Source organism: Erwinia sp. S43 (assembly GCF_016624745.1).
Lineage (GTDB): Bacteria > Pseudomonadota > Gammaproteobacteria > Enterobacterales > Enterobacteriaceae > Erwinia > Erwinia coffeiphila.
The window spans coordinates 16,835-28,569 of the sequence record NZ_JACVTX010000042.1 but is presented as its reverse complement, the minus strand read 5'-3'; the positions used below and the strand labels follow the sequence as shown (position 1 = coordinate 28,569).

The 11,735-nt window shown below is 58.1% G+C and carries 11 protein-coding genes and 1 pseudogene; 9 read left to right on the top strand and 3 right to left on the bottom strand.

Annotated elements, in window-relative coordinates; all coding sequences use genetic code 11:
- The 8 genes and pseudogenes from IBT47_RS25930 to IBT47_RS25895 all read left to right on the top strand — a co-directional run.
- Positions 1 to 256, top strand: a pseudogene (locus tag IBT47_RS25930) (23S rRNA pseudouridylate synthase); the annotation flags it as partial.
- A gap of 45 nt (positions 257 to 301) precedes the next feature.
- Complete coding sequence (locus IBT47_RS25925) at positions 302 to 775, top strand: NUDIX domain-containing protein (protein ID WP_105592772.1); 474 nt, start codon at positions 302 to 304, stop codon at positions 773 to 775.
- A 188-nt stretch (positions 776 to 963) separates the two neighbouring features.
- Positions 964 to 2,073: a tRNA 2-thiouridine(34) synthase MnmA gene (gene mnmA, locus IBT47_RS25920; RefSeq protein ID WP_105592773.1), complete on the top strand. Its 1,110-nt coding sequence runs from the start codon at positions 964 to 966 to the stop codon at positions 2,071 to 2,073.
- A 36-nt stretch (positions 2,074 to 2,109) separates the two neighbouring features.
- Positions 2,110 to 2,754 carry a high frequency lysogenization protein HflD gene (gene hflD, locus IBT47_RS25915; RefSeq protein ID WP_105592774.1) on the top strand — a complete coding sequence of 215 codons (645 nt, stop codon included), beginning with the start codon at positions 2,110 to 2,112 and terminating at the stop codon, positions 2,752 to 2,754.
- Positions 2,755 to 2,783: 29 nt separating this feature from the next.
- The gene (purB, locus tag IBT47_RS25910) at positions 2,784 to 4,154 is read left to right on the top strand and encodes an adenylosuccinate lyase (RefSeq protein WP_200564033.1); all 1,371 of its coding nucleotides are present in this window, start codon (positions 2,784 to 2,786) and stop codon (positions 4,152 to 4,154) included.
- Between the two features lie 119 nt (positions 4,155 to 4,273).
- On the top strand, positions 4,274 to 4,942 hold the full coding sequence (gene phoP, locus IBT47_RS25905; protein WP_105592776.1) for a two-component system response regulator PhoP: 669 nt from the start codon (positions 4,274 to 4,276) through the stop codon (positions 4,940 to 4,942).
- Between the two features lie 4 nt (positions 4,943 to 4,946).
- The gene (phoQ, locus tag IBT47_RS25900) at positions 4,947 to 6,419 is read left to right on the top strand and encodes a two-component system sensor histidine kinase PhoQ (protein WP_105592777.1); all 1,473 of its coding nucleotides are present in this window, start codon (positions 4,947 to 4,949) and stop codon (positions 6,417 to 6,419) included.
- A gap of 92 nt (positions 6,420 to 6,511) precedes the next feature.
- On the top strand, positions 6,512 to 7,639 hold the full coding sequence (locus IBT47_RS25895; RefSeq protein WP_200564030.1) for a cupin domain-containing protein: 1,128 nt from the start codon (positions 6,512 to 6,514) through the stop codon (positions 7,637 to 7,639).
- 80 nt (positions 7,640 to 7,719) lie between these two features.
- On the opposite strand, the gene pepT is transcribed toward IBT47_RS25895, so the two are convergent.
- Complete coding sequence (pepT, locus tag IBT47_RS25890; protein ID WP_200564028.1) at positions 7,720 to 8,958, bottom strand: peptidase T; 1,239 nt, start codon at positions 8,956 to 8,958, stop codon at positions 7,720 to 7,722.
- Between the two features lie 90 nt (positions 8,959 to 9,048).
- Positions 9,049 to 9,609 (bottom strand): cupin domain-containing protein, encoded by a 561-nt coding sequence (locus tag IBT47_RS25885; RefSeq protein WP_200564026.1) that lies wholly within the window; start codon positions 9,607 to 9,609, stop codon positions 9,049 to 9,051.
- A 99-nt stretch (positions 9,610 to 9,708) separates the two neighbouring features.
- Here IBT47_RS25885 and IBT47_RS25880 point away from each other — a divergent pair, with 99 nt between their 5' ends.
- Positions 9,709 to 10,890, top strand: coding sequence for a benzoate/H(+) symporter BenE family transporter (locus IBT47_RS25880; protein ID WP_105592781.1), 1,182 nt, complete (start codon positions 9,709 to 9,711; stop codon positions 10,888 to 10,890).
- On the opposite strand, the gene cobB is transcribed toward IBT47_RS25880, so the two are convergent.
- Positions 10,891 to 11,730, bottom strand: a complete 840-nt coding sequence (gene cobB / locus IBT47_RS25875; protein WP_200564024.1) for a Sir2 family NAD+-dependent deacetylase — start codon at positions 11,728 to 11,730, stop codon at positions 10,891 to 10,893.
- Positions 11,731 to 11,735 lie beyond the last annotated feature (5 nt).

The following is an 11,735-nucleotide window of genomic DNA, read 5'->3' as shown; positions in this document are numbered from 1 at the left end:
CACCCTGCCCGCCCGGATTGAACGGGTTGCTGAACCCGACTGGCTTTGGCAGCGCGAGCCGCCGATCCGCGAGCGGAAGTCGATCCCCACCAGCTGGTTGAAGATCACCCTGTTTGAGGGGCGTAACCGCCAGGTACGGCGAATGACCGCCCATATCGGTTTCCCCACCCTGCGTTTAATTCGTTTTTCGATGGGCACGCTACAGTTAGAGGGACTGGCCCCGGGCGAATGGCGCGATATCAGCCATCTGATCTGACTCTGCGCGTGGAAGCCGCACGCCGTTAACTTTAAGGAGCTACTCATGTTCAAACCGCACGTGACCGTCGCCACCGTCGTTCAGGCCGAAGGACAATTTCTGGTTGTTGAAGAACGGGTACGCGGCCGCGCCACCTGGAACCAGCCGGCAGGCCATCTGGAGGCCAATGAAACGCTGCTACAGGCCGCCGCGCGCGAGCTGTCGGAAGAGACCGGTATCGAAGCCGTGCCGCAGGCGTTTCTCGGTATGCACCAGTGGATTGCACCGGACAACACGCCGTTTCTGCGCTTTCTGTTTTGCCTCGATCTGCCTGCTATCGTTGAAACCTACCCGCAGGACCGCGACATCGATCGCTGCTGGTGGCTGCCGCCGGAAGAGATCCTGACGTCGAAAAAACTGCGCTCGCCGCTGGTGGCCGAAAGTCTGCGGGTTTATCAGCACGGCCCGCGCTATCCGCTGTCGATCCTCAGCGCCTTCCAGTGGCCGTTTAGCGAGGATGCGCCCGCCGCCGGTGCATGATAGAATGCTGCCGCAATTTTATCAGAGTCGCCTTTAACGACTCCTGGTGCCCGAAAATCCCCCAATACGGTAAAGCGGCAGTTTTTAGTATCGCGCCGGACCGATCCCGGTCTGCGACTGCGACAGATCAAAACCGCCGGTGCGCTCGGGTTTGGGGATAAGGGTAAAAACTTTAAAGTCAGGTAATTATGTCTAACAGCCAGAAAAAAGTGATCGTCGGGATGTCCGGCGGCGTTGACTCCTCCGTTTCCGCCTGGTTACTGCAGCAGCAGGGCTATCAGGTTGAAGGCCTGTTTATGAAAAACTGGGAAGAGGACGATGGCGAAGAGTACTGCACCGCAGCAGACGATCTCGCCGACGCGCAGGCCGTCTGCGATAAGCTCGGCATCTATTTACACACGGTAAACTTTGCCGCCGAATACTGGGATAACGTCTTCGAGCACTTCCTCGCGGAGTACAAAGCGGGCCGCACGCCCAACCCGGATATTCTGTGTAATAAAGAGATCAAATTTAAAGCCTTCCTTGAGTTTGCCGCCGAAGATCTCGGGGCGGACTATATCGCCACCGGCCACTACGTGCGCCGTGCCGACGTTGACGGCAAAAGCCGTCTGCTGCGCGGCCTGGATGGCAACAAAGATCAGAGCTACTTCCTCTATACGCTGGGCACCGATCAGATCGCGCAAAGCCTGTTCCCGGTGGGCGAGCTGGAAAAACCGGAAGTACGCCGCATCGCAGAACAGCTGGAGCTGATTACCGCGAAGAAGAAAGATTCCACCGGCATCTGCTTTATCGGCGAGCGCAAATTTACCGAGTTCCTTGCCCGCTACCTGCCCGCACAGCCGGGTCCGATCGTTACCGTGGCCGGGGACACCGTCGGTCAGCATCAGGGTCTGATGTATCATACGCTCGGCCAGCGCAAAGGGCTGGGCATTGGCGGCACCAAAGATCACAGCGAACAGCCGTGGTACGTGGTGGATAAAGACGTGGCGAATAATGTGCTGATCGTCGCCCAGGGCCACGATCACCCGCGCCTGATGTCGGTCGGGCTGATCGCCCAACAGCTGCACTGGGTGGATCGCGAAGTGCTTCGCGCCCCGCTGCGCTGCGTGGTGAAAACCCGCTACCGTCAGGAAGATATTCCGTGCACCATCACGCCGATCGACGATGAGCGCATAGAGGTTCGTTTCGACGAGCCGGTCGCAGCGGTAACGCCGGGCCAGTCAGCGGTATTTTATCTTGATGAAGTCTGCCTCGGCGGCGGCATTATTGAACAGCGTCTGCCTCTGGTAAGTGCCTGATACAGACGACGCGCAGGGAAGACAACAGGAGTCATCGTGGCGAAGAACTATTATGATATTACCCTGGCACTGGCCGGTATTTGCCAGTCCGCTCACCTGGTGCAGCAATTGGCGCACCAGGGCCAGTGTCCGCCGGAGGCGCTAAAGGTCTCGCTGAACAGCCTGCTGGATCTGAATCCCTCCTCCACGCTGGCGGTATTTGGCGACGATGAAGCCAACCTGCGCTTTGGTCTGGAAACCCTGCAGGCGGTGCTGAACAGCAACAGCCGTCAGGGGCTGGGCGCGGAGCTGACGCGCTATACCCTGAGCCTGATGGTGCTGGAGCGCAAGCTGAACGGCAACAAGGATGCGATGAACGAGCTGTCGCGGCGCATTGCGCAGCTCGATCGCCAGCTGGCGCACTACGGCCTGGAGTCTGATACCTTAGTCAGCGCCATGGCCGGGATTTATGTGGATGTGATAAGCCCGCTCGGGCCGCGTATTCAGGTCACCGGTTCCCCGGCGATCCTGCAGAATACGCAGGTGCAGAGCAAAGTTCGTGCGGCGCTGCTGGCGGGTATCCGCGCAGCGGTGCTGTGGCAGCAGGTTGGCGGTGGCCGCCTGCAGCTGATGTTTTCCCGTGGCCGTCTTGTTAACGAGGCGAAAGCGATTCTGGCCCGCCTGAACGGGACACCAACCTGATTTTTTTAACCGATCCTGGAGCAGCAACAATGGAATTATCCTCTCTGACCGCCGTCTCACCTGTTGATGGTCGTTATGGCGACAAAGTCAGCCCACTGCGTGGCATTTTCAGCGAATTCGGTCTGCTGAAATTCCGCGTTGAGGTTGAAGTTCGCTGGTTACAAAAACTGGCCTCCAACGCTGCGATCAAGGAAGTTCCTGCATTTGACGCCGACGCAAACGCTTTCCTTGATGCTATTGTCGCCGGATTCAGCGAAGAAGACGCCGCGCGCATCAAAACCATCGAGCGCACCACTAACCACGACGTGAAGGCGGTTGAGTACTTCCTGAAAGAGAAAGTGGAGAGCGTGCCTGCCCTGCATGCCGTGTCTGAGTTTATCCACTTCGCCTGTACCTCAGAAGATATCAACAACCTGTCCCACGCGCTGATGCTGGATACCGCGCGCCGCGACGTGATTGTGCCTTACTGGAATAAAATCATCGCCGCGGTGAAGGATCTCGCCGTGCAGTACCGCGATATTCCGCTGCTTTCCCGTACCCACGGCCAGCCGGCAACTCCGTCGACGCTGGGTAAAGAGATGGCCAACGTTGCCTACCGCTTTGAGCGCCAGCTGCGTCAGCTGGAGCGCATTGAAGTGCTGGGTAAAATCAACGGTGCGGTCGGTAACTATAACGCCCACATCGCCGCCTACCCGGAAGTGGACTGGCATCAGCTGAGCGAAGAGTTTGTCACCTCACTGGGCATCACCTGGAACCCGTACACCACGCAGATCGAGCCGCACGACTACATCGCCGAACTGTTTGACTGTATGGCCCGCTTTAACACCATTCTGATCGACTTCGATCGCGACGTCTGGGGTTACATCGCGCTGAACCACTTCAAGCAGAAAACCATTGCCGGTGAAATCGGTTCTTCCACCATGCCGCACAAGGTGAACCCGATCGACTTCGAAAACTCCGAAGGTAACCTCGGCCTGGCCAACGCCGTTATGCAGCACCTGGCCAGCAAACTGCCGGTGTCCCGCTGGCAGCGCGACCTGACCGACTCCACCGTGCTGCGTAACCTCGGCGTGGGCGTGGGCTACGCGCTGATCGCCTATCAGGCAACGCTGAAAGGCATCTCCAAGCTGGAAGTGAACCGTGACCGTCTGCTGGACGAGCTGGATCACAACTGGGAAGTGCTGGCTGAGCCGATCCAGACCGTGATGCGCCGCTACGGCATTGAGAAGCCGTATGAGAAGCTGAAAGAGCTGACCCGCGGCAAGCGCGTTGATGCCGAAGGCATGAAGACGTTTATCGATGGCCTGGCCCTGCCGGAAGAAGAAAAAACCCGTCTGAAGCAGATGACGCCGGCCAACTACATCGGCCGCGCTATCCAGATGGTTGATGACCTGAAATAATCCCCCGCCGGGCCGGCGCTAGTCGGCCCGCGTTAACCTGCGGTTTATTTGCTTTCTCCTATACTTCTGACAGTTTATGCTGCGTCTCAATGCAGTTCGAATCGATTAAGGATTAGGTTATGCGTGTGTTAGTCGTCGAAGATAACCCTCTGTTGCGTCATCATCTTGCCGTTCAGCTGCGCGAGATGGGTCATCAGGTGGATGCTGCGGAAGGCGCAAAAGAAGCGGATTATTTTCTCAATGAGCATACGCCGGATATTACGCTGGTCGATCTCGGCCTGCCGGATGAAGACGGCATGGCGATGATCCGCCGCTGGCGCAGCCAGGAAGTGCGTCAGCCGATTCTGGTGCTGACAGCCCGCGATGGCTGGCAGGCAAAAGTTGAAGCACTGGAAGCCGGTGCCGATGACTACGTCACCAAACCGTTCCATATTGAGGAAGTGGTTGCCCGCATGCAGGCACTGATGCGCCGTAACAGCGGCCTGGCCTCGCAGATTATTACCCTGCTGCCGTTCCAGATCGATCTCTCCCGCCGTGAGCTGACGATTAACGAACAGCAGATCAAGTTAACCGCCTTTGAATACACCATTATTGAAACGTTGATCCGCAACGTCGGCAAAGTGGTCAGCAAAGATTCGCTGATGCTGCAGCTGTATCCTGATGCTGAACTGCGTGAAAGCCACACCATTGACGTCCTGATGGGGCGCCTGCGTAAGAAGATCCAGGCAGAGCACCCGCAGGATGTGATTACCACGGTGCGCGGTCAGGGCTACCGTTTCGATCTCTGACGTGATGACGCTGCTACGGAAGATATTCCGCCGGAAAAAACCGCTGTCGCTGCGCGTGCGCTTCCTGCTGGCCACCGCCGCCGTAGTGCTGACCATGTCACTCTCCTACGGCATGGTGGCGGTGATCGGCTACGTGGTGAGCTTTGATAAAAATACCTATCGCGTGCTACGCAGCGAGAGCAATCTGTTCTTTACCCTCGCCCAGTGGCAAAACAACCGCCTGACCATCGTACAGCCGGAGCGGATGTCACTGAATTTCCCGGCGCTGGTGTTTATTTATGACAATCGCGGCAAGCTGCTGTGGCAGCAGCGCGACGTGCCCGAAATCCGCAGTAAAATTCGCCGCGAATGGCTGAACAAGTCCGATTTTTACGAGATCGACACCAACAACTACACCAGCCGCAAGGTGCTGAGTAACGATCGCGATGCGCAGAATAAACTCAGCGCCTACGACGATGACGGCAATGACACCTTCACCCACTCGGTGGCGGTAAACCGCTATGAGGCGACCGTCAATCTTCCGGAGCTGACCATCGTGGTGGTGGACTCTATTCCGCAGGAGCTGCAGCATTCCGACGTTGTCTGGTCGTGGTTCAGCTACGTGCTGCTGGCGAATCTGCTGTTGATTATTCCGCTGCTGTGGCTGGCGGCGCACTGGAGTCTGCGCCCCATTGGCTCGCTGGCAGGCCAGGTGCGCGAGCTGGAAAACGGCGTGCGGGAAACGCTCGATCCGGCCCCCCCGCAGGAGTTAAAAGGGCTGGTGCGCAACCTCAACATGCTGCTGGATAACGAACGGCAGCGCTATACCCGCTATCGCACTACGCTAAGCGATTTAACCCACAGTCTGAAAACGCCGCTGGCGGTGTTGCAGACGACGCTGCGTTCGCTGCGCGGCGGCCGCAATCTGTCGATAGAGCAGGCCGAGCCGATTATGCTGGAGCAGATCAGCCGTATCTCGCAGCAGATTGGCTACTATCTGCATCGCGCCAGTATGCAGGCCGACCACCATGCCCTGAAGCGTGACCTGCACTCGGTGCCTGCCCTGCTCGACAGCCTGTGTTCGGCGCTGAACAAGGTGTATCAACGCAAAGGCGTGGTGCTGACGCTGGATATCTCCCCGGAGCTAATCTTCGTGGGCGAGCAGAACGATTTTATGGAAGTGATGGGCAACGTGCTGGATAACGCCTGCAAATACTGTCTGGAGTTTGTTGAAGTGACCGCCAGCCAGACCGATAACCAGCTGCAGCTGATCGTGGAAGATGACGGCCCCGGCATTCCTGAAAATAAACGCGACCTGGTCTTTGTTCGCGGTCAGCGGGCCGATACGCTGCGGCCGGGCCAGGGTCTGGGCCTTGGCCTGGCGCGTGAAATTCTGGAGCAGTACGCCGGGGACATCAGCGCCAGCAGCAGCCAGCTTGGCGGAGCGCGGATGGAGATTGTGTTTCGTCGCCAGGAACTGCTGCACAAGGATGAGTAAACTGCTTATGCGCAGACATTTGAGCGAGACGATACACAGTCAGGCCCGCGCGCTGTTATAATCGATCCACTTTTGCGCTTCAGGAAACCCTCATGGATTATCAACTCGATCTCGACTGGCCCGATTTTATTCAGCGCTACTGGCAAAAACGGCCGGTAGTGCTTAAGCGCGGTTTCAAAAATTTCGTCGACCCGATCTCTCCCGATGAGCTGGCCGGGCTGGCAATGGAAAATGAGGTGGACAGCCGCCTCGTCAGCCACCAGAACGGCAAATGGCAGGTCGGGCACGGCCCGTTCGAAAGCTATGATCATCTGGGCGAAAATAACTGGTCGCTGCTGGTGCAGGCGGTCGATCACTGGCACGAACCTTCTGCCGCGCTGATGCGCCCTTTCCGCTTCCTTCCCGACTGGCGTACCGACGATCTGATGATCTCCTTCTCGGTGCCGGGTGGCGGCGTGGGTCCGCATTTCGATCAGTATGATGTGTTTATCATTCAGGGAACCGGCCGCCGCCGCTGGCGCGTGGGTGAGAAAACCGAGCTGAAGCAGCACTGTCCGCACCCGGATCTGCTGCAGGTTGAGCCGTTTGACGCCATCATCGATGAAGAGATGGAACCGGGCGATATTCTGTATATTCCACCGGGATTCCCGCACGAAGGCTATTCGCTGGAAAACGCCCTTAACTACTCCGTGGGCTTCCGAGCACCGAGCGGGCGTGAGCTGATCAGCGGCTTTGCCGATCACGTTCTGTCCCGTGAGCTGGGCAGCTATCGCTTCAGCGATCCGGACGTGCAGCCGCGCGAAAACCCGGCAGAAATCCTGCCTGCAGAGCTGGCGGGTATCCGCCAGATGATGCTGGACGTTATCGACCAGCCGAACCAGTTTAATCAGTGGTTTGGTGAGTTTATTTCGCAGTCGCGCCACGAGCTGGATATCGCGCCACCGGAGCCACCGTATCAGCCTGATGAAATCTACGACGCACTTCAGCAGGGCGACTCGCTTTCACGCCTCGGCGGTCTGCGCGTCGTTTCGATCGGTGATGCGGTATTCATCAACGGTGAGCAGCTTGAATCCCCGCACCGCGCTGCGCTTACCGCACTGGCCAATCAGCTGACGCTGAACCAGGAAGCGCTTGGCGAAGCCCTGGACGATCCGTCATTCCTCGCCCAACTGGCTGCGCTGGTCAACAGCGGCTACTGGTACTTCGGCGACGAAGAGTAAGACGCCTGAGAGCGGATGCCGTGAATAACGCGGCATCCGCCCTTTCGACTGCGGTACAGAGTCACAGAATCAACGCATTTTCAGGTGGATGCCTTCGCCTGCTCCGCCGTCAGTGTGGCAATCCGTTCAATAACCTGCACCGCTTTCTCCATATTATCCAGCGACGCAAATTCATGCCTGCCGTGGTAGTTATAGCCGCCGGTAAACAGATTCGGGCAGGGCAGCCCCATATAGGAGAGCTGTGAGCCGTCGGTCCCGCCGCGAATCGGCTTCACCAGCGGGTTAATATCGCAGTCGCGCATCGCCTGGAGTGCCAGGTCGATACTTTTCGGACAGGCTTCCACCTTCTCGCGCATATTAAAATAGCTGTCCTCAATCACCAGCTCAATCAACGCCGAGTGCGGCAGAGACTGCTGTATCCGCTGCGCAATATCCTGCATCAGCGTTTTACGCCGGGCAAAGCTCTCGCGGTCGAAGTCGCGGATGATGTAGTGCATTTCCGCCCGATCGACCGCGCCCTTAATCCCGTGCAGATGATAGAAACCTTCGTAACCGGCGGTTTTTTCCGGCACTTCCTCCGGCGGCAGCGCCTGGTGGAAGCGCGTGGCCAGATCGAGCGCGTTGACCATCACGCCTTTGGCCGTGCCGGGATGCACGTTATTACCGGTGATTTTTACCGTCACCGATGCGGCGTTGAAGTTCTCATACTCAAACTCCCCCAGGCCACTGCCGTCAACGGTATAGGCCCAGTCGGCGCCGAAGGCCGCCACGTCAAAGAAGTGCACGCCTTTACCAATTTCTTCGTCGGGCGTGAACGCCACGCGGATTTCGCCGTGCGGCCGTTTGCCCTCAATCAGCCTCGCCAGCGCGGTCATGATCTCCGCTATACCGGCTTTATCATCAGCACCCAGCAGGGTTTTACCGTCGGTGGTGATCAGCGTATGGCCGTGCAGCTCGTGCAGAACCGGGAACATCACCGGCGAGAGGATCTCATCGCCAATTCCTAATGCAATATCGCCACCGCGATAGTTTTCAATGACCTGCGGTGAGACGTTTTTACCGGTGAAATCCGGCGAGGTATCAACGTGGGAAATAAAGCCAATCACCGGCACCGGCCAGCTCACCGTTGATGGCAGCGTAGCCATCACAATTCCGTGCTCGCTGCAGCTGATATCACGCAGCCCCAAATCGTGTAATTCTTCGCAAAGCCGATCCGCCAGGCGCAGCTGCCCTTCCGTACTGGGGACCTGACGAACGTTACCTTTAGATTGCGTATCCACAGCTACATAGTTTAAGAAGCGATCGAGTAATTTATTCATCTGTCGTCCCTCTGAATGCCAGTAATGATTATCATCATTAGGAAACCCATACATATTGTTTCAGGTCAGTTTAGTGTGCGGCGAAGGCCATTAGCGGTGTGGGTAATGAATTAAATTATAAAAACGCACCGGCTGCGCGCCGCCGTTGCGATAGGCATGGGGCCGATCGGCCTCGAACCGCAGTGCGTCACCGGTAGCAATCACTTGCCAGACATCGGCAACCCGCAGCTCCAGCTGCCCCTCAATGACAATAGCATGTTCAATCACCCCCGCTTCGTGGGGAGCAGACTCGCTTACGGCACCGGGCGCCAGTTCGATGACCAGCATCTCGAATCCGGTCGTAGCATCAAACGGGAACAGCGTCTGCACCTGCATCGCCAGATTAGGCTGACGAAATGCGGGTAATCCCTTCTGCTGTCTGGGGACATCATGCGGCGTATCCGGGGCATCAATAAACAGGGAAAACGGCAGGTTAAAGCCGGTGGCAATTTTCCACAGCGTAGCAATCGTCGGGCTGGATTCCGCTCGCTCTATCTGCCCCAGCATCGCCTTGCTCACGCCAGTGACTTCGGCAGCCTGGCTTAAACTCCACCCGCGCAGGCCACGCTGGGTTTTCAGCGTATGCGCCAGATGATTTTGCAGATCGTCCACACTTTTCCCTCCTGTTAACAGGGCGAGTATATCCGCTTGTACGTTATAACGCACGATGCTAACTTGTGCGTTATAACGCACACTAATTCGGAACCTGCAATGCGCCCGCCCCTTTCAATACGCTATCTTACTCTCCCGGCGCTGATTGCCGGATTTGTTGCCGTGCTGGTGGGCTATACCAGCTCCGCCGCCATTATCTTCCAGGCCGCCGGAGCCGCCGGAGCCACGCCGCAGCAAACCGGCGGCTGGCTGACCATGCTGGGTCTGGGTATGGGTATCACTACCCTGACGCTTTCACTGTGGTACCGCACGCCGATTCTGACTGCCTGGTCGACGCCGGGTGCTGCGCTGCTGGTGACCAGCCTGCCGGGCACCCCGATTAATGAAGCCATTGGCATTTTTATCTTCGCTTCGGCGCTGATTGTGTTCTGCGGCGTGACCGGGCTGTTTGCACGGCTGATGAATCATATTCCGCTGGCGATTTCCAGCGCCATGCTGGCCGGTATCCTGCTGCGCTTCGGCATTGACGCCTTTGGCGCTTTGCAGGTGAATTTCGCCCTCAGCGGGACAATGTGCCTGGTTTATCTGCTAACCCGCCGCTTTACGCCGCGCTACGCCATCGTACTGACGCTGTTCGCGGGGCTGGCGGTGGCCGCGATGCAGGGAAATATCCACGTTAGCGGCGGCCAGAGTATGGTGATGCCCGAATTTATTGCTCCGCACTTCACGCTATCCAGCCTGCTGGGCATTGGCATTCCGTTCTTTGTGGTCACCATGGCGTCGCAGAACGCCCCGGGTATCGCCACGCTCAAAGCCGCGGGCTATCAGGTACCGATCTCGCCGCTGATTGCCTGGACCGGTGCCACGGCGCTGATTCTCGCCCCGTTCGGCGGATTTACCTTCTGCATTGCGGCAATAACCGCGGCGATTTGCATGGGACCGGAAATCCACAGCGATCCGCAGCGTCGCTACATGGCGGCGGCGGCGGCGGGCGTGTTTTACATTATTGCCGGGATTTTTGGCGGAGCCATCAGCGGGCTGTTCACCGCGCTACCGCTGGCGCTGATCCATACCATTGCCGGCCTGGCGCTGCTGGGCACGATTGCCGGCAGTCTGCAGCGGGCGCTGAGCGATGAGAAACAGCGGGACGCCGCGGTAATCACCTTTCTGATTACCGCTTCGGGCGTCACGCTGGTGGGGGTGGGTTCCGCATTCTGGGGACTCTGCGGCGGCGTTATCGCCCATCTGATTTTTTCGTTGCCAAAACGTAAAGCGGCTTAATCACGCCTGGCGTCCAAGATTACTCAGCAGCCCGCGTACCCAGGCGGGCACCACTTCGCTGGCCAGGCCGTAGTTCTTCTCGTCAAACTCACTGCCAACCTGGCTTGGCTCCAGGTTCAGCTCAACGGTATGCGCGCCCTGTAAACGGGCCTCATGCACAAACCCCGCTGCCGGGTAGACGTGCCCGGAAGTGCCGATCGCCACAAAATAATCCGCATCGGCCAGCGCCTGATAAATCTCATCCATTTGCAGCGGCATTTCGCCAAACCAGACAATATGCGGACGCAGAACCGCAGGGAACTGGCAGCAGTGGCAGCGGTCATCAGGCTTCACGTCTTCGGTCCAGTGCAGGATCTGGCCGCTGCCGGTGCAGCGCACCTTCAGCAGTTCACCGTGCATATGGATGATATTGCGGCTTCCCGCACGTTCGTGCAGATTATCGATGTTCTGTGTCACCAGCAGGAAATGGTCACCCAGCACGGCTTCCAGCTCGGCCAGTGCGGTATGAGCGGCGTTCGGTCTGACCTCCGGCTGCTGTAGCTGGCTGCGGCGCGCATTATAAAACGCCTGCACCCGCTGCGGGTTACGCGCAAAGCCTTCCGGCGTGGCGACATCTTCCACTTTATGCTCTTCCCACAGACCGTCCGCCGCGCGGAAGGTGCGGATACCGGACTCCGCAGAGATCCCCGCACCGGTCAGCACTACCACACGCGGCAGCGGCTGACGTGAAATTTCGAGATTACGATCGCGCTCAAAAATACGCTGACGAAAGCGCTGATGAACCTGACGGCGGTTTTTTTTGTAGCGGGCCAGTCGTAAGCGACGGCGGGGTGTGCGCATAGTCG